Annotated in this window: 13 protein-coding genes and 1 pseudogene; 9 read left to right on the forward strand and 5 right to left on the reverse strand. The window is 53.0% G+C overall.

Annotation, left to right across the window (positions count from 1 at the left end; translation table 11 throughout):
• Positions 1–2289, reverse strand: a complete 2289-nt coding sequence (locus C1J03_RS10000; protein ID WP_114886121.1) for a CHASE2 domain-containing protein — start codon at positions 2287–2289, stop codon at positions 1–3.
• A 276-nt stretch (positions 2290–2565) separates the two neighbouring features.
• Between C1J03_RS10000 and C1J03_RS10005 the strand changes: the two genes are divergently transcribed.
• From C1J03_RS10005 to C1J03_RS10010, 3 genes and pseudogenes are all read left to right on the forward strand, one after another.
• On the forward strand, positions 2566–7062 hold the full coding sequence (locus C1J03_RS10005) for a VCBS domain-containing protein (RefSeq protein ID WP_162798493.1): 4497 nt from the start codon (positions 2566–2568) through the stop codon (positions 7060–7062).
• A gap of 86 nt (positions 7063–7148) precedes the next feature.
• A pseudogene (locus C1J03_RS25700) lies at positions 7149–7500 on the forward strand (DDE-type integrase/transposase/recombinase); the annotation flags it as partial.
• Positions 7501–8214: 714 nt separating this feature from the next.
• Entirely contained in the window at positions 8215–9087 is an 873-nt protein-coding gene (locus C1J03_RS10010; protein WP_114886125.1) for a metal-dependent phosphohydrolase, read from the forward strand.
• A gap of 54 nt (positions 9088–9141) precedes the next feature.
• Here C1J03_RS10010 and C1J03_RS25300 read toward each other — a convergent pair whose 3' ends face one another.
• Together C1J03_RS25300 and C1J03_RS10025 are read right to left on the reverse strand one after the other, a co-directional pair.
• The gene (locus C1J03_RS25300) at positions 9142–9306 is read right to left on the reverse strand and encodes a hypothetical protein (protein WP_162798494.1); all 165 of its coding nucleotides are present in this window, start codon (positions 9304–9306) and stop codon (positions 9142–9144) included.
• Positions 9307–9572: 266 nt separating this feature from the next.
• Complete coding sequence (locus C1J03_RS10025; RefSeq protein WP_114886129.1) at positions 9573–9827, reverse strand: hypothetical protein; 255 nt, start codon at positions 9825–9827, stop codon at positions 9573–9575.
• Positions 9828–10328: 501 nt separating this feature from the next.
• Here C1J03_RS10025 and C1J03_RS10030 point away from each other — a divergent pair.
• Positions 10329–13307, forward strand: coding sequence for an ABC transporter transmembrane domain-containing protein (locus C1J03_RS10030; protein WP_441351136.1), 2979 nt, complete (start codon positions 10329–10331; stop codon positions 13305–13307).
• Between the two features lie 299 nt (positions 13308–13606).
• Here C1J03_RS10030 and C1J03_RS10035 read toward each other — a convergent pair whose 3' ends face one another.
• Positions 13607–13924 (reverse strand): hypothetical protein, encoded by a 318-nt coding sequence (locus C1J03_RS10035; RefSeq protein ID WP_114886131.1) that lies wholly within the window; start codon positions 13922–13924, stop codon positions 13607–13609.
• A gap of 361 nt (positions 13925–14285) precedes the next feature.
• Between C1J03_RS10035 and C1J03_RS10040 the strand changes: the two genes are divergently transcribed.
• From C1J03_RS10040 to C1J03_RS10050, 3 genes are all read left to right on the forward strand, one after another.
• A complete protein-coding gene (locus C1J03_RS10040) occupies positions 14286–15149 on the forward strand; it encodes a hypothetical protein (protein WP_114886133.1) in 864 nt (287 codons plus the stop codon).
• Between the two features lie 190 nt (positions 15150–15339).
• On the forward strand, positions 15340–15804 hold the full coding sequence (locus C1J03_RS10045) for a helix-turn-helix domain-containing protein (protein WP_114886135.1): 465 nt from the start codon (positions 15340–15342) through the stop codon (positions 15802–15804).
• Entirely contained in the window at positions 15801–16376 is a 576-nt protein-coding gene (locus tag C1J03_RS10050) for a PIN domain-containing protein (RefSeq protein WP_114886137.1), read from the forward strand. Before C1J03_RS10045 ends, C1J03_RS10050 begins: the two co-directional genes overlap by 4 nt.
• Before the next feature lie 128 nt (positions 16377–16504).
• Here C1J03_RS10050 and C1J03_RS10055 read toward each other — a convergent pair whose 3' ends face one another.
• Positions 16505–17101, reverse strand: a complete 597-nt coding sequence (locus C1J03_RS10055) for a DUF6088 family protein (protein WP_114886139.1) — start codon at positions 17099–17101, stop codon at positions 16505–16507.
• 247 nt (positions 17102–17348) lie between these two features.
• On the opposite strand from C1J03_RS10055, the gene C1J03_RS10060 reads away from it, so the two are divergent.
• Positions 17349–17687: a HipA domain-containing protein gene (locus C1J03_RS10060; RefSeq protein WP_114886141.1), complete on the forward strand. Its 339-nt coding sequence runs from the start codon at positions 17349–17351 to the stop codon at positions 17685–17687.
• Complete coding sequence (locus C1J03_RS10065; RefSeq protein WP_114886144.1) at positions 17684–18559, forward strand: endonuclease NucS domain-containing protein; 876 nt, start codon at positions 17684–17686, stop codon at positions 18557–18559. Before C1J03_RS10060 ends, C1J03_RS10065 begins: the two co-directional genes overlap by 4 nt.
• The last annotated feature ends 61 nt before the right edge of the window (positions 18560–18620 follow it).

The raw sequence follows: 18620 nt of genomic DNA on the forward strand, positions 1-18620 counted from the left end.
TCACTTTTTTGTCAAAGCGAAAACACCATTCCAATTAGGCGGCGGCGGCTCAGCGCGCAGATCCGTTACGCGCCCTCGGTAAAGATCTACATACCGCTCAAGGCCCAACCTGAGCTCTTTAAACGGCGTTTCGATCTGCGACAATATGGACTCAACGCTGTCCCAATCTTGCGCACGATAGGCAGCGTGCATCGTGGCATTAAGGCTGGATGCTTGTTGAAAAACGGGGTCGGCGCGAAGTCTATCGTTCCCCACCAGCGCAAAAATATTCTCCGGAACCTCTTTGCCCACAACTCGGACCGTATCGAGTTCGAGAAGCGCGAAATCTTTCGTTGCGTCACGTGCTGTGTTGGAACCCAGAATGATGCGTGCACCGTAGTAACGAGACTGCCCCTCAAGTCTTGAGGCGACATTCACCGGATCACCCAAGGCCGTATAGTCAAACCGCGTGCTGGTGCCCATGTTGCCGACAACGCATTTACCCGTGTTGATGCCTATTCCCACGTTGATTATGTGCACATGCTTATCAGCATTCTCTACTTTCTTTCCGCCTATTCTTTTTCTTCCTGCGTGGGCTTTAACTCTTTGCATCCGGGCCAACCGCGCGGTTGCGCGTCGGCGCCTATTGAACTTTTCAACATCTGCTATCATCCGCAGAGCAGCATGACAGGCGGCGCGAGCGTGGTTATCGTTATCAAGCGGTGCATTCCAAAACGCCATGACAGCATCCCCCATAAATTTGTCGATGGTGCCTTTGTAATCGAGGATGCCGTTGGACAGGATTGTCAGGAACTGGTTCATCAACGTGGTCAACCCTTTTGGGTCATCCTTGAAATCTTCAGCAATGGCCGTGAATCCTCGCACATCGCTGAACAATAGCGTCAGGGTTTTTGTTTCCCCGCCTAACGTCAATCTGCCCCTGTTGTTGCTCAGTTGAGCAACAAGATCTGGAGAAACATATTGGCCGAATGCGCTGCGGATTTCGCGCCGTTGCCGCTCTTCGCGCAAGTAGTTTACGGTGGACATAAGTATTACGGTTGCGGTCGTCGCGATTACCGGAAAGCTGGGATCAAGGAGAACACGAGCGAAGTAAAACAAGTAGTAGGACGACGCAGCGTAACCGGCCAGCAACACGATTGCAGAAATGATCAGCCAACCTGCACGTAGGACTGGTGCAAATATTATAGCCAATAAGCAAAGCACTAAGGTCATGACCAGTTCGACTGCAATAGTGAAATTCGGGCGGCTTAGAGCAGATTTTGATAGGATATTTTCAAGCACCTGTGCGTGTATCTCTACGCCCGCCATCGAGACCCCAAGTGGCGTAGCGCGGAAGTCTTCGAGCCCGATTGCAGAGGTCCCTACAAAGACCAAATGATTTGCCAATCGCCCCTCCGGCATGCGCCCTTCAAGAAGATCGACAGCAGATATATAACGGCTTGGCGAAGATGGAGACAGATAGGGCCAGAGCGTGCCGTCACCTGCTGTTTTTAAAAGTTGACGCGCAACAACAACGCCCTCCACTCCGGCGTCGTTGGTCCTCACTGCAAAGGGTTCCCCACCGGTTGCAATACGGAGTAACTCTGGGGCCAAGCCGAGCCGAACCTCGCCTTGTACACTCATCACAATGGGAACGCGCCGGTGGACGCCATCAGGATCAGGGCGCGCTGTAAACATTCCGTGCCCGGCAGCGGCCTCTTCAAGTTGAGGCAAGTTTTGAACGGCGTCAGGAAACTTCAGAAGAAATGGCTTTGGATCTGGCCCTATAAACCCATGCGGAACATCGAGCATGTCTCGCCTTTCGTTGCGATTTCCGGCGACATTGCGCACACTGGTTTGACCAACAACGACACGCGCAGCTTCGAAAGCATTGGCAAGTACGTCATCGTTTCTGGGCAGGCCCTGCAGCCTTTTTGTAAGGTCTGGTGGAATATTGGGGTTGTCTATGGCGATTTGCTCTGGCGAAAGCCGGTCTGGTTCTGAGAAGACAATATCAAATGCGATGGCCACAGCACCCGCTTGTGTCGTTTTTTCCACCAATTCGGCGATGCGTGTGCGCGGCCAAGGCCATTGCCCAATTTCCGCGATGCTGCGGTCATCCACATCTATAATTGCGACTGGTTGTGAGGTTATCGTGCGGGGCTTGGACTGATGGTAAAAGTCGAATGTGGCGTTCCTCAACCCTGCGAGCGGGTTGGGATCAGCGACTCTGATCGTCAGTCCGCAGAGCAGTCCGATGATGGCCACGAACCGGACCCATCCCAGCCATTTAGAAAACCACTTCCGCATAAATTCCTCTACCTGATCGTATCAGATTTGGAGCCTTAAGTGACCGGTAGATATTTCTACGCAATACCTTAAGGACCCGATTCGTAGTTTCGCACAAATACCAAATTTTGACATAGCAACACCAATAGCCTCGCTCAGGATTCATTAATCAGCATCAAAGCACAATCACAGCGGGAAATTTAAGAGCTTTATTCGTAGTATGTGAGGTGATTCACGGGATAACTCAGCGAAAAATTGCCAATTTGGCTGTATACTTTGTTTTTGGGGGATGCTGCCGTGTCATTGTTTTCACACGTCCAGCCGGACGAAGGAAATACCGCGATCACACTGATGCCCGGACCTGATGGGGGTCTCATCGTGCCGGACGCGCAGCAACTTTTTGAGGCTGACTTCCAACGCGCCGGGTCTGATCTTTACCTGCTGAACAAGGGCGTAATTTCGCTGCGAATTGCTGACTATTTCAATTCGGATCATCCTGCTGACATCTATGCGGTAAATGGCGCGGTGCTGCGCGGCGATGTCGTCACTCGACTGGCAGGACCGTTGACGCCGGGACAATACGTGCAGTCCGGCGCTCGGGATGGCGCGGAGGCTATAGGTCAGGTCGAAACGTTGGACGGCGATAGCTCAGTCCAGCGCGCTGACGGTACAGTTGAGGTTTTGACTGTAGGCAAGAAAATCTTCGAAAATGACCTCCTCCAGACAGGCCCTGACTCCACCGTGTCGGTCACTTTCGTGGACGGGACAATATTTTCGCTATCTGCCAACTCGCGAATGGTGATCGATTACCTTGTTTATGATCCCTCGAGCAACTCAAACTCAGGTAGTTTCAACCTAGTTCAAGGGGGCTTTGTTTTCATCGCGGGGCAGGTTGCCAAGACGGGTGGCATGGATGTCAACACGCCATCCGCCACAATGGGCATCCGTGGTACAACGGTGATAGCGGATGTTCAGATGGTCAATGGCGTTTTGACTACCGAGGTCAGCCTCTCGCGCGATCCCGATGGCGATGTAGGCGAAATTGTATTGCGCGATCTTGATGGCAATATCGTTGCCAACATCACTGGAACGGATATCAAGTGGTTATTGACGACTGAAGGCCAAGTGTTCGAAGTAACCCGTTCGTTGCAGGACGATGCGGATGACAGCTTCTTGATTGCTGAAGCTGTGGGCGCGTACCGAAGCGCATTTGCACGGGTTGATTCAGGTGAAACGTTCGTCACGTTTGGTGATACCCGCGGTGGTCGTAACGGTGGCGCTCCCGTAACAGGGACCGGAAGTGGTTTGGAGTTGGATTCCGTTGATGAACCGGGCAGAACTGCCCCCGATGTTGTCCCCGAAACAGATGGTAACGGAGACGACAGCGCGCCCTTCGACGATGGCAATTTGAATATTGAAGATGATTTTTTTGCCACTGATACCGTTGTTGCGGGATTTGAAGACCCTTCTACTGGGGCAATTACCGGATCTGTTCCCATAGGCAACGCGGATGTTTCCGCGCTTGAATTTACCATCGTACAAGCCCCTGTGAACGGCACTGTGACAATCTCGCAAGACGGATCATTTGAATACGTCCCGGTGCCGAATTTTAACGGGGAGGACCAATTTACGTATCGCGTGATTGGAGCCGGAGGTATCGACAGTACCGGTACTGTCCTTGTTGAATTGGTGCCTGTCAACGATGTACCAGAGTTCAAGAACAGCGTGGTGCAAGTGTCCGAGGATGGGTCGATCACCCAAATGTTGGTTGCAACGGATGTGGACGGTGACGCGCTGAGCTATAGTTTGGAACGACCCGCTACGAACGGTGGAATGGTACTGCTGGCAGATGGAACCTACAATTATACTCCTGATGCGGACTTCAGTGGTGCCGACAGCTTCAGTGTACGTGCAACGGATCCAGACGGGGCCAGCGTTGTTGCAAATATTTCGGTTACTGTGGCCGCAATCAACGACATGCCAACAATTGTCGAATCGCGCAGCGTATTTTCAGCAAATGTGGACGAGGCTGCGGCTGAAACTGTTGGAGGAACTCTGACAGCGCAGGATGCAGACACTGGCGACATGCTGACGTGGAGTGGCTCTGCAATTGGCACATACGGAACCTTTGAAATTACAGCAGCCGGTATCTGGCAATATACTCTTTCCTCGGAAAATGCGGATTCTCTTGTAGAAGGCGAGGTGGTTTTCGATCGCTTTTTGGCAACTGTTACGGACAGCAGCCGAGCTACAGATACCCAAGAGATCACGGTGACGATCACGGGCACAAATGATGTTCCGGAGATTGGTGGCGTGACGGCGGGCAAGGTGACGGAGGAGGATGCTGCGGCGACGCTGACGACGGGTGGTGCGCTGACGATCACGGATGTGGATGCGGGCGAAGCCGTCTTCCAGGTGCAGACGGGAGCTGTTGGGTCGAACGGGTATGGCAGCTTTGATCTGCTTGCGAATGGCACGTGGAGCTACAGCGCGGACAACAGCCAGACGGCGATCCAGGCACTTGGCGCGGGCGATGAGGTGACGGACAGCTTCACTGCGATATCTGCGGATGGATCAGCGAACGAGGTCGTGACGGTGACGATCACGGGCACAAATGATGTTCCACGTATGACTACAGCACCTGGCGGTGATGCAGGACTCCTCACTGAAGGGACCGATATCGCCTCAGTAACAGGCCAGTTGAGTGCGACAGATCCCGACAATGGCGCGGTTGTGACTTGGCGCGGTTCCGCAGCAGGTACGTATGGCGAATTTGAAGTTTCCGAAGACGGGAGCTGGATATACACGCTGAATGCTAGCGCTGAAGCGCTGTCAGTGGGCGACATTGAGACTGAAACCTTTGAGGTTTTTGTGACCGACGGGCAAGGGGCGGAGGTACAGCAGTTTGTCACAATAGAAATCGTAGGCCTAAACCAGTCACCGATGGTTCGGGGTACCACGATAGTTGAAGCAATTCAGGACACCCCTTTGTTGGGTCAGCTGACGGCAACGGACGCTGAGACAATTGAAGGTGATCTCGCTTTTGCGCTGGGTTTGAATGGCCCCTCTCAAGGCGACTTGGTCATGAACTCAGATGGCAGCTATGAGTATAGGCCTAACGAGGGATTTCTGGGACTCGACCGATTTGAATATACTGTCACCGATTCCGATGGTGCTGTAACGACGGCTCGGGTTGAGGTGGAAGTGGAAAGTGAGTCTGGTTTCGGTGACGAAGGCCGCGCTGTAACACTGGCGATCAACACAGAGGCAACCGAAACCGCCGCCTCAGGAAGCGTCGCGATAACCTCTATACGAGCCGATACCAATACGATCAACCTCTCCATTGCGATGGACAGATCAGGTAGTATTGGCGCTGCAGGCTGGGAAGATCAGGTTGATGCGGTGCTTGAAGCCTTGCAAAACTTGGCACGCACATTTGATGGCGCATCAAACCAAGTGATGGTGCAGGTCATCACCTATGCAACGACAACGATTTCTTATAGACCTTTTGAACTGCAGGATTTCGATCTGGCGCGTTCAACACTCATTGAAAGCTACGACGGTGGCGGTACACGATGGGACCGCGCGTTGGCAGAAGCACAAAGCTTTTTTGAGAATAATAATCCCAACCCCAGTAACGAGACAAACTACCTGTTCTTTATTACGGACGGGGTGCCAACTGAACCGAGAAGTCTGCCGGCCGATCAGGGTTGGCGGGCGTTATCTGACGATTTGAGGACTGACGGTGGTGACGGATATTCTGTCTTCATCGAGGCGTTTGGGATCGGCCCTGCTTATGACGTGGAAAACCCTCCTCAGAGGTTAACTGACCTCGCTGGCAGGACACCAACGTTTCTGGCCGATTCAAGCTTGCTTGGGGCGGTTTTAGACGCATCACCTCTTTTCAACCCTACGCTGATTGATTTTGAGCTGACATTAGAAGTTGATGGGCGAGAGGCGCTGGTTATAGCAGACGAAAACAGCCCAGCCTTTGCGACAAACTCGTTGGAATATGAACTTGCTTTGGCGGAGATAGCGGATATCCATCTGCTGCTGGGCGAAAATAACCGGTTCAGTGCAACGGCAAGGTTCGATTTGGACGGTGACCCGGAAACACCTGAAATCGAACTCTTTTCGACTGAAGTATTTGGAAACGCTGGAGTAGCCCAGATCCTGAACGGAATGGCAGAAAACGATCTTTTGTTCGGAAGCCAAGAGGAAGATCAAATATCGAGTGGGGGAGGCAATGATGTTATCATCGGCCTTAGTGGCGACGACACCCTAAACGGTGGCTTGGGCCAAGATACAATCCTGGCTGGAGATGGAGACGACTTGATCGTTTTGTCCGTACTACCAATTGGGGCTGACGAGAGGATCGATGGGGGGAGTGGCGTTGATACGCTGCGGGTCGCGGTGACTGGCAGCATTGATGATGACGTATTGCTGATGCTAGATTTGAGCGGCATCGAGGTCCTAGATATGGACAATGGGCAGGCCAACTCCTTGAACCTGGTGACGTTGGCGGATGTGTTTGACCTGTCCGGCACTGCAGATCAGGAAATCACGGATCTGCTCAACGGTCCGGCAGTCGCGAATGTTTCGGTTTATGGAGATGCTGATGATAATGTCGAGCTTGAGAATACGGCGGCAACTCAGTTCATCCGCGCGAATGGCATAACCGTGGATGATGGCAGTGGCACTGTTATGGACATTTACCAGTACTTCGAGAATGGCGGACTGATGGCGACGCTAGGCATCGACGCCGAAGTAGAAGTGACTGTCGTCGTTGCTTAGTGTCGCTCGCCAAGTTAATCATTCAGCTCTTTTAAGAGCGCTGTCAGGCAAACCAACCTGATCCGGATAGGGGGCAGCGTCGGATTATGACAAAACACAACCCATTACGATATTTCAAAACAAGTCACGAAACCATGCGTTTGGCTTTTATACTCTACGTCCGGTTCCCACTTTCTTTGCGAATGCGGGTGATTTACTCGAACTGCGCGGAATCGATATCAACCAAGAGACCGTGTGCTTTTGGTGGAATATATTTTGCCCGATGCTCGCCGCAGAAATCCGGAAAAGGCGCACCCAACAGTTCAGGGCGTGCTCAAACTGGAAGTGGTATATTGATGATGTTTTCGTGAGTATAAACATTGAGGCGCACTACTTGTGGCGGATCGTAGTTCCCGAGGCGAGGTGCTGGAAGGTTATGTGACCTCACGACGTGCACGATAAGTTATCACGCTGCAGTGCCCTGCTAGGCTAAGCCAGACGCCGATAGTGAGGCGCGAACTAAACCAAAGAGCATCTTTTCTCCGAGGTTTCAGTCGTGACGCTTCGCGTACTTTTTCAGTAGGTTGACCCGTGGCGCAACGCCTGATTCATAGCCACTTTTGGTATTCAGGACTGAGGCGTTGGTCAGAGTGCCGACGATGTTTTCGCGCAGCACGATGTACAGTCTGCTGGCAATTATGATGCCCGCGCCAATCTAAGTTATAATATCGCCCTTTTGGACAAAGATAAGGATGCTATCGTCGGCAGTTCATAAGATTTGGTTGCATCACATCCGGGCAAAAATATCTGCGCCCCCTCGGCGATAGGCCGCGATCATGCAACGACCGGCGGCAAAGGCCAAAATCGAAACGACACTCAGCAGGCCCAAGTGTTGGGCGGGCAGGGAGCCCAACAGAGCGCCGTTAGGCTCATTAGTCAGGACGTGTCAAAGTTGCTGGATGGAAACTAGAGTAGCTCTGAGAGTCTTTGGAGGCATTTAGCTTGTCAGTGCGGCACATCCGCCTCTGAACCAACCGATCTGTCGACCAACCGAAAGCCTGTTGAATTTGTCTGACAGCACCTGACCAGTGTTTTTAACTGGTAATGATAGGTGAGCCGCTAACAAATTGTGCTAGGATGTGGAAAACGTCTTGACTCATAAGGGATGCGACGATGTTTAACCCAACTGCCGTAGTAGCCGCTCAATTTGGTGACCATCTAGCCGAAACTTACTTACAGTATTTCTCGGGCCGAAAGGTCGAATACGCAGCCTTTCTCCGCGGTTGTGCCAGAATGATGCTCGAGCGCCAAGGTAATTCAGATGCTCTTTATCATAATGCAGAGCATACTATGATGGTCACTTTGGTTGGCCAGCAGATCATACGAGGCCAGTTGGTGACCAAAGCCGTACAACCTGAAGACTGGCTGCACTTTATGGTGGCGCTGCTCGTCCATGACATTGGTTACTGCCGCGATATCTGTCAGGGAGATTCGGACAATGAGGTCGTTGTGAACGAGGCGGGTGACCGAGTTTGCCCGCCTCGTGGTACGTCAGACGCTTTTCTGGCTCCATACCACATTGACCGCGGCAAGATTTATGCCCGCCAGCGCTTCGCGCAATCCAGCCTTATCGACGAAGAACGAATTGCTCGAGCCATCGATTACACTCGTTTTCCTCCTCCGGATGAATCCGCGTATCGTGAAACCGAAAGCGAGCCGGCTCTTGTGCGGGCTGCCGATCTGATTGGCCAAATGGCCGACCCGTTTTACCATCGGAAGATTGGTCAACTATACCATGAGTTTAATGAAACCGGGTTCGCTGAAGAGCTTGGGTACGCTACAGCAATGGATTTGATGGAACAGTTTCCGAATTTCTTTTGGCAACAGGTCCAACCGCTCATCGGCCCCGCACTTGGGCACTTAGAGCAGACGATGGAAGGGAAACAATGGGTGGCACAACTCTATAACCACGTCTTCCAAGCTTCTCACCGCGCTAGTTGTCTTGGGCCATTTCCCGGTCCGAAAGGTACAGAGAAGCTTGATTAGGATGCTCATAGCATTTTTTAGCTATTTGGCAGACCGATGAAACGGAAACCTGCTTCAACTCAGGCGCATCCGCCGGATGAAACTATCTTTCATTGCGATGTTCACCTGATCCCGCGACAGGATGGCGATGTCAGAAATCCCCGCGGCGGAGTTCGCGGCGTTATCGCGGAGAAACAGGCGTATTGCAAAGCCCGTACAATGGGATTGCACTTGGCGCATTTATGATCCGATCACTGGCTTAGCCCCAGTCCAGAACCGCCTCTGCACCACCCAGCCCTTGCAGGCTCGTATGCTCATCATCAGCGCAGGTAATGAAGAGTTCGGCTTGTGTAGCAAAAGGCTTTTGCATGACTTCAATATAGCAATGTTAGACCATCAGGGGAATCCATGAGTTATGCAGAGGTCTCTGCTTGAAGCGAACCATTCAACTTATGCCAGAATAGGAGCCAACCCACTTGGAAACTGGGATATCTTTCTGAACGTTCTTAATCTTGCGGCAGAGAAAGGATCACCGGGGCAAGCTGTGTGAATTCTTGTATGGCCCAGCTGATAGCGATGAAAGCGGGGCTAATCTTGCGCTTCACAGTCTTTATTTCCATGACCTTCGGCCACTTTGCTGGGCTGGGCTGATAGAGGAACATTTTCTGATCGGCTGCCGGGTTATTAACCGTGTCTAAGTAAAGACCGCACTTTGGAGATCCGCGCTTCAGCTCAATACCGACAACCGCTTCACCCGTCATTGACGGGCACTTAAACGAAACGGACACGGTTATTTTGCACGATCGCCCAGTGGGTGCCGAGCAGTTGCTCCAGTTTCACACAGGAACGGCCCAGATTATAAGATAAGAGGGGGCCAAAGCGTTGGCGAGAACTACGACCCGGAAGGTCAAGTCATCCGGATCAATGTAGCAAGTTCTGTCTGTTCACGATGTCATCTGAAATCAATGCAATTTCCAGCGCGCCCCTGGTGTCTCGCCGAACTCTCCTTCAATCCTGCGCCAGAGCATTTGCTGAATGGTTTGAGATTGTGGCCGCTTGATCTGCGGGTTCGGCAACATATTTCGTTCATCTGTGTTAATTCGACAAAGCCGTCGGACCTCCTTTTTTGAACGTCACGCGATCCGGGCTTTGCGCAAATCATTTGATTAGAGCACTCGGATTCTGCTAAATCTGAGCTTGCGGCCTTTAACTGATCGTTATCCGTTAGGACCCACAAAATCGAACGCTCGCTTTTTGCCTTTATCTGGAAATATTCCCGGCGCGATCAGCTACTATTGCTTTTGGTGACTATTACGCTGTTCCCATTGCTGTATCTCACGCTTGAGCTGCCTAAACGCATTATCAATGATGCCATTGGTTCCGACGGTGAGACGGTAGCCTTCTTTGGAGTCGCCTTGCCACAGGTCACCTATCTGATGGCTCTGTGCGGGATTTTCCTTTTGGCTGTGTTGGTGCACGGGCTGATGAAGATGCGGATCAACACAATGAAGGGCGTACTTGCCGAGCGGCTGCTGCGCCGCTTCCGTTTTACGCTGATTGCCCGTATTCTGCGGTTTCCCGCCCCCTATTTCGAACGTACCAGCCAGGGTGAACTGGTATCGATGGTGACATCAGAATCTGAGCCCCTTGGCGGGTTGATGGGCGATGCAGTGGCCCAACCTGTGCTGCAAGCCGGGCAGATGATAACGATATTGGGTTTCCTGTTTGTTCAAAGTGTCACATTCGGGTTGGCGGCCTGTGCCCTAATACCAATTCAGGCGTGGATCATTCCAAAACTGCAACGGCAGATCAATCTTTTGAATAAGAAGCGCGTGGTGCAGTTGCGGGCTTTGGCCGCGGAAATTGGCGAAGGGGCTGCCGGCTCTACCGCGCTGCGAACCCATGGTGGATGGCGTTACCGCATGGCGATGATCTCGGATCGTTTGGGGCGGCTCTACTCCATACGGTTTGAGATTTTTCAAAAGAAGTTCTTCATGAAATTTGCCAATAATTTCATCACGCAACTGACGCCGTTCTTCTTTTATGCGGTCGGTGGTTATCTGGTGATCAAGGGCGAAATCACGTTCGGCGCGCTTGTTGCGGCTCTCGCGGCCTACAAGGATCTGAGTTCGCCTTGGAAGGAACTGCTGGCCTACTACACGCAATATCAGGACATGTCGCTTCGGTGGCAAGCGATTACGGAACGATTTGCCCCACCCGGCATGATCGAGGCAACACTTTTTAATGAAACTCCCGATGAGATCCCCAGCCTTGCAGGTGATATCGAGCTGAAGGATGTTTCGGTGCGCGATGATGACGGGAACGCGGTGCTAGACAAAATCACCGTGACCCTGCCTGCCGGAAGTTCTGTGGCGATCACCGCACCGAATGATGAAGACCGCCGGGCACTGTGCGCATTGTTGACGCGCGAGCTAACACCCAGCTCCGGCAAGGTCCTAATTGCAGGTCACGATTTGTCTAGGTTGCACCAGGCGACCGTTGCCGCCCGCATTGGGCACGCCACATCAAGACCGGCCCTGTTTTTTGGTACCTTAGGTGAAAACATACTAATGCCGCTGAAGTATCAACCCAAAGGAATTATTACGCAGACTGACACCATCCGCGAAAGTGCGCGCGCGGGTAACAGTACTGAGCCGTTGGATGCCGACTGGTTGGATATGGCTGCTGCCAGAGTTTCAGATGCAGACCAGTTGCGCAATTGGTGGTTTGATCTGGTTCAAGGTATGGGCAGTGCCGATGTGCTGTTCCGGCGTGGTTTGGATTTGCGTATCGATCCCGAAATACAAGACCGGCTTGCGCAGGCGCTGGTAGATTTGCGCCCCGAGGTCGCAAAGGCCCTGACCGCAAGTGGCTTGAATGATCACGCTTGGGTTATCCACCCGGCCACCTATAATCCGGCGTTTCCGGTCATTGACAACCTGCTCTTTGGCGCACCTCGTCGTCCGATCACTGCTGATGTGCTGGCCGAGCAGACCAAATTCCTGGATCTTTTGGCGGAACTGACACTCGAAGATGACCTATTGCAGCTGGCCGTTGATATTGTCGAGATGCTACGCCAGACTTTCGGTTTCGACGGCACAGACCATCCGCTTTTCCGAAAGTTGGGTCTGGACGCCGGGACTTATGAAGCCGCAATTTCTCTGATCGCTAGACAAAAAGATCGAAGCACGCTGACAGCCATTGAAAAGGCCCAGTTGCTGATCGTGCCCTTTGCCATCTCTGCCGAGAAGATTGGGCCTGCCTTTCCGCCTGAAATCATTGATCGCGTCCTGCAAATGCGGCACGGTCATGGTGACGCGCTGAGGGCCAGCATGCGGGACCTTTTTGTGCCCTTGGTCGCGGACCAGCCGGTTGCGGGGCTGAGCGTGCTAGAAAATGCCCTCTTTGGTAGAGTTTCGGAGGGGGCAGGCCGAAAAGGCGATGAACTGCGCTTGGTGGTCGGGAACGTTCTGCGCCAGGAGGGCTTGGAAAGCTTAGTTCTGAGTTTGATTTTCGACATGCCGATCGCATTGGGTGGGCTAAACTTGCCTGCTCAGATTGCCGAGCCACTCGCGGTCAGCCGTGCGATGATCAAGTGCCCAGATGTTCTGATCCTAGATTCAGTCCTGAGCAGTCATGAAGCTTCGGTCAGGCAAGACATGTATGGGCGTCTGCGAAAGCTGCTTCCAGAGGCGACTATGATTTGCCTTGAACGTTCGTTTGCCGACCCAAGCAGCTTCGATCTGCAACTTGAGTTGAAGCAAGGTCGAATTTCCGCTGAATCTGACGACATTACCAGCGAAGAAGACAGCGCAATCAGCGTTGATCAAGCTCGTAAGATGAGAGCTTTGGAGCAAACAGACCTGTTCAATGGATTGGACCGTAAACAGCTGCGGTTGCTTGCTTTTGGCGCACGGTGGTATTCAGCTCAGCGGGGTGAATATGTCTTTCATCAGAACGACCAGCCCACCAGTGGTGCCTATCTAATTATTGAAGGCGAAGCAGATTTGCTGATGCCGCAAGCTGACGGCGAGAGCAGGGTGGTATCGGCGGTCGGTCCGGGCATGCTGGTCGGCGAACTGGGGTTGATCCGTAATGTACCGCGCGCATTGGACATGCTGGCGACCACTGATCTTAGCTGCTTGCGCATTAGTGCCGAAGATTTTCTCGCCGTGGTCGAAAATGATGCTGCAACATCCTACAAGCTTTTGCAGGTGGTGGCCGGGTACTTGACGAGTTGAAAACGGTCGTTGGAAAATTGAAACCACTGAAGCTGGACTTCTAGTTTCTGATCTTGGACAAGCGCTATCTAGACAGCCCTTTCAATCCGCGCTTAGCCACGTGATCGCCAAAGTCTCGCCTCATATGTTAATCTTCCCCAGATCAGAAACCTTGAAGCCGGTGTGTTTAGTCCGAGTGACGGCACTGTCAAAAGAAAACTGGTTGAGGCGGGCAGGGCGACGACTTAGCCATCGCCGGATGACAAAACGCTCCCCTTTTCGCTACTTTAAGACGTCCCCCGAAATCATCCGCCTGGCGGTTATATAGAGCCTAGCTGCTCCATCGATAGCACGTCATCGCGGCTGGCTTCACGCTTACGCATGAACTCAGGGCGTAATTCGGTGTAGTCCATGTGGCGGGACCACCGGAAAAAGTGGATGAGAGCGGCGACGTAGCGATTGTAAGTCGCACCCGTCCATTGCCGCAAAACCAGCGTCAATTCCCTTTGGGTGATCTGCTCGTAGTCTTCCAGATGCGCGAAAACGCGTTCCAGTTGACGGTATCGCTCCGTCCCGTGCTTCAAGTTTTCAAGGTGATCGGCTCGATATTCGGCCAAGGCCAGTTTAAGTGACGACATATTCGCTCCCGTCCGAGGACAGTTGGAAGCCGGGAAATAATCGTCACCGTGCTGGTTAAGTTTTTCGTTACCCCGTGGGGGGTTAGCACTGGAGGCGAGTAGGAGAATCGAACTCCTGTGCACGGATTTGCAATCCGGAAAATTTCTCTGATTTAATAGGGAAAAATTGTAAACGGACTTGTTTCGTTCACGGTCACTTTTCAATGGGTTACGAGGCCGAGGTAAACGGTTTTTCGCAGGTCAAAAGGCAAAGAAAAACCGCTGAGGGGGCGGCCACCCACCTCAACGGCAAAGAAGAATTTTTCCTATCTCATGATTACGCGAATTTCGGCCTGACCTCAAGCCGATTGGCGGTGCGATTATGAGTTGGCGTGTTGCAAATGAATGCGCAGAGCGTCGCTTTGGCAGTGCCGCGCGCAAGCAGATCATCATGTTCCTGGCTGACAAGGCGAGCGATGACGGCTCGGGCATCTGGTGCTCCAAAGGCACGATCCAACGCCACACAGAGCTTAGCGAGAGCACAGTGAAGCGCACGATCATCGACTTCCTACGGGAGGGTATCTTGATCGAGACGGGGCAGCGGCAATGCCAGAATGGTTACACGGTCATTTACCGCATTGTCCTCGAACGCGTGGCTTCGATGGAAACCACTGCGGAACCCGATATCGTGACGGGGGTCACTGTGAACCCCGTCCAGCCTGAACCCGGTACGGGGTCCACGGTGGCCGGGGTACGGGGTTCACGGTGGACCCCAAACCATCCTAAAACCATCCATAAACCACCTACGCGCAGGCGCGAGGCGACGGAGGAGGTTGAAGATCCTGAATCTGCGAAGATCTTGGCGGCCTATCCCGAGGACAGGATCCGAAACCGGCGGACCAGTCTTTGTCTGATCGCAGGGGCGGTGAAGGCCGGGGTGAAGCCCGATGACTTGCTGGAGGCGGTCAAAGCCTATGCGAAGGAGGGTGAGGGCTACACGCGGAGCAAGGTCTGTTTCTCAGATAACTGGTTCAAGATGCGTCGATGGGAGAAGAGGCTTGCCCTGATATGGGCCGACCGCGAGAAGGCACGTGAAGCCGAAGCCAAAGGTCGCGCCAGCCTCGTCGAGTGGATTCACGAGCGCCATCCCCTTTGCCGCCATATCACCAACCGGCAGATCGAGGACTTGATCGTGTTAAAGCTGGTGACGCCTGAGCAAGTGCGTGCGGCGGGGCTGCAGGCGTGACCGGAGGTTTGGTGCGGCTCTGGCTCCGTTTTGCTTGGAAACGGGGGCTTGTCAGGCAATGAACGCGTTAGCTTGTTTCGTGGGCTCTTCATCTTGTGAACGAGGTACTGGTTGCATTTACGTTTATTTCGTTTATTTTGATTATTGCGAATAGGACGCAAGATCCCGCCGCGTGAAAAGGAGAGAACCCATGATGATGCAAGCAAAAGAAGCGTTCGCAGAGCGTTTACCCGATCAGGTCGAAATTGAAAATGCTGACAGTCTTCGCCGAATTCTTGCCTCGCAGGTGAACGGTGATGAGGCAGTGGAGCTGCGTCTGGCTCTTGGCGGAAAGCAGATCGAACCAGTGACGCTGGCTCCAGCTCTGGCCGCATCCTTGATGGAATTGTTGCGGCTGGTTTCAAGCGGTAGAGGGTTCCGGATGATCCCTGTTGATGCGGAGCTGACGACCCAGCAAGCAGCTGACTTGTTGAATGTTTCGCGTCCGCATCTCGTGAAACTTCTGGAAGACAGGGAAATTGCATTCTTCAAGACCGGAAGGCACCGCCGTGTGAAAGCTGCTGATCTTTTTGAATACAAAAAGAAACGCGACACAGACCGCTCTGATGCGCTGTCTGACCTAGCGGCGATGGACATGGAGAGCGATCTTTTATGAGTGACTATGCCGACCGTTTCACGGCATTGATTGACGCAAATGTTCTGGCCTGCGCGATGCGTAGAAACATAATTCTGTCATTGGCTGAGGCTGGATTTTTCCGGCCTCGGTGGAGCGACAAGATTATGGACGAGACTGCCGGTGCAATCGCCAAAATCACGAAAGGTGGGGCTGACACAGTCAAGCAGCGTTCTGCTATGGAGCGCGCATTTCCAGAGTCTTGTGTCGACGGGTATGCCTCTCTTGAAGCCAGTTTGGAGCTCCCCGACCCGGATGACCGGCACGTTTTGGCCGCGGCTATAACCACTTCTGCGCAAGTGATAGTGACAGAAAACCTCAAGGATTTTCCAAACGACATCCTTGGTCCATTTGACATAGATGCCATTTCTGCTGATGAGTTTATTTCTGATGCAATCGAGCTCGATCCACTCGCTGCGGTAGCCGCACTGCGAAAAATGCGCGCCCGGTTCAGAAACCCTGAAATGGATGCAGAAGCATTGCTGCAACGGATCAAAGCTCGAAAACTATTTCAAACTGCTGAAACTCTACATCAATTTCTAGAGCTGCTTTGAGCTGACTTAGACGATGTATTGTCCTGGAGGCCGCCTTTCGCTCTCAAGCATTTGTTTCTTCTGCACGATTTCAAGAGAACTGAATAAAGAAATGGTTGGCGGATCATATCTGGCGCACTGTTCTATGCTCATACGTGCGCAACAATCTGCTGCACGATCGGGTGCATCCAAGCTGGGACATGCCTGCTTTGCTTTGCCAGTAGCATCCGGTCCTTGTCATTCAGTGTGCGAGCAAGCTGGTCGATTATTTGGCTGTCTACACGATCCTTGCCAATATAACGCAATGCCTGGAAGACAACCCCGGTTTTATGGCCTGCGCCGACGAGCGTCTTGGAGGACGCGTTCCGGAATTGGATGACTTGCCGTCCAACTTTTTTGGTCCGCGTAGGGCCGTCTGTCATGTAGGTAGGCTTGGAAGGCACCTGAGTTGAAAGGCCCAACCGGTTGGCGGCCATTGATGGCGAGGGTTGCAGAATCTGACCGTCCTTACGGGCAACTGCCTTTGCGATATCATCTGTGGATGGCGACAGAAATCCGAAGCGAGGGCTCTTCTTTGGGTAGTCGTATAGCCCCCGTGTGAGCCGTCGGATCACGCCCTGATCGGACAGACGCGACAAAGCTTGGTCCACGCTTGCGCGGGACCCGATATCAAGAAAGTCAGCCGGTGCAAAGATTGCCCCGCGTCCTTTTCCGATGATGCGTTGCTTGATATTCGACGTAATCATGCTTGAACTCCTTGTCAGAAAATAGGGTATGTTTTTCTGAAAGTCAATGAGCTGTTGATAGCGGCAGATCAGGTCCGTGCGGCAGGGATGAAAGCGTGAGGTAGCATAGCGGTGTCAAATTTACGCTACAGCGCAAACTTCTCCAATTTACGCTATAGCGTAAACAGCCAGAAGTTAGGGTATTTGACGTATGATCTAAGGATCATAATTTAGTTTTATGATCTGAGTATGCCCCGGAGGTTTCCGTATGACTCCGCTCTATGATGTGCTGAGCGCCCAGAAGGCCGTTGATGACGGTCAAATCCGCCAGAACCGGATGCGCCTCGCCATGTCAGTGGACGGGCACTATCGGATTAATGAGGTGGTGCCGCGCCACTTTCTGCAGGTGGCAAAGGGGGCGGGGTATGGTGTTACGCTGGCGGAGGAAGTGTTGGCGGATGCCGCAGAACGAATTGAGCTTGCCATTGAGAAAACGGTTTCGGGTATGCCCACGAATTTCCCTGAAGACTTGGCTCAAACCATTGCAGACGGCGTCAGGCAGCGAACGGCATCCCTTATGATTCACAAGGGGGACCGCACGGAATGACCAAGCTTGAACTTCCAAATGGGATTCTGTTGGAGGAGATAGAGGAAGGCCTTCTCGTTCAGCAAGGCACGGAGGCTTATGTCGCGCGCAATTGGTGCCTGTCTGCACCCGTTATCGAGCTTGTGGAAGCGGCAATGGTGGCGGGTCTGAACTGGATGATCCGCACGGATCACCCGCGCCGCAATGCGCGCTGGCCAAACCGGCGCGGCGTGGTCTATCTGGCGTTCTCACCGTCAGAGCATCAGCAATGGGCGTTGGCCATAGATACGTTTCGACCGGTTAGTGGTGAGTTTGGGCATGGGGTGTTCAACGGAAAATATCACGAGCAATTTGTGAAGCTCGGGCTACCATTCACGTTTGAGAAACGTAACAAAGGGGCGGGGCATCTGGTTGTCGCGCGTGAGCATGTTTTGCCAACCCTTGCGGCTTTGCGCGAGTTTGAGCATCAGGTTCTCGATCTGGGTCGCACTGAGCGTAGCCATGCTGGATTTGCCACGGAATACGAAATTCAACGGGCGATCTTGAACCATTGGGCGGAAACTCCGTTCGCTAGGCGTCACGTCATCGTGCAGGACGAATACCCAGTGGACGGTGGATTGAATTCCCGCCGGATTGATGTGCTTGCGCAGGATCCAAAATTGGGTGATTGGCTTGTGATCGAGATCAAGCGGGCCGAAGCCAATATCGATGCTGTGCGGCAGGTTGAGGACTATCTGCTGGCACTCGGTCAGAAAGACGCATTTGCGTTCGGCAAGCTGGAAGGCGTGCTGATCGCCGAGCGCATATCAGCAGCGGTGCGTGAGGCAGCTCTGCACGCCGGGATTGCCGCTTATGAGATGGAATGGCCTTCGGCGCTGCGTCGGGTGGCATAACCTAACCAACGAAGAACTATTCTGCTGTTTCGGTGCAGGTTTTGCGAGGCAGCTCAGTCTG

The organism is Sulfitobacter sp. SK012, from assembly GCF_003352085.1.
In the GTDB taxonomy this organism is placed as follows: domain Bacteria; phylum Pseudomonadota; class Alphaproteobacteria; order Rhodobacterales; family Rhodobacteraceae; genus Sulfitobacter.

Coding starts and splice junctions, on each gene's coding strand:
- C1J03_RS10040 (WP_114886133.1), top strand. CDS start 14,286: ATGAGTTGGCGTGTTGCAAATGAATGCGCAGAGCGTCGCTTTGGCAGT.
- C1J03_RS10025 (WP_114886129.1), bottom strand. CDS start 9,827: ATGACGGGTGAAGCGGTTGTCGGTATTGAGCTGAAGCGCGGATCTCCA.
- C1J03_RS10055 (WP_114886139.1), bottom strand. CDS start 17,101: ATGATTACGTCGAATATCAAGCAACGCATCATCGGAAAAGGACGCGGG.
- C1J03_RS10045 (WP_114886135.1), top strand. CDS start 15,340: ATGATGATGCAAGCAAAAGAAGCGTTCGCAGAGCGTTTACCCGATCAG.
- C1J03_RS10035 (WP_114886131.1), bottom strand. CDS start 13,924: ATGTCGTCACTTAAACTGGCCTTGGCCGAATATCGAGCCGATCACCTT.
- C1J03_RS10000 (WP_114886121.1), bottom strand. CDS start 2,289: ATGCGGAAGTGGTTTTCTAAATGGCTGGGATGGGTCCGGTTCGTGGCC.
- C1J03_RS25300 (WP_162798494.1), bottom strand. CDS start 9,306: ATGCGCCAAGTGCAATCCCATTGTACGGGCTTTGCAATACGCCTGTTT.
- C1J03_RS10065 (WP_114886144.1), top strand. CDS start 17,684: ATGACCAAGCTTGAACTTCCAAATGGGATTCTGTTGGAGGAGATAGAG.
- C1J03_RS10050 (WP_114886137.1), top strand. CDS start 15,801: ATGAGTGACTATGCCGACCGTTTCACGGCATTGATTGACGCAAATGTT.
- C1J03_RS10010 (WP_114886125.1), top strand. CDS start 8,215: ATGTTTAACCCAACTGCCGTAGTAGCCGCTCAATTTGGTGACCATCTA.
- C1J03_RS10060 (WP_114886141.1), top strand. CDS start 17,349: ATGACTCCGCTCTATGATGTGCTGAGCGCCCAGAAGGCCGTTGATGAC.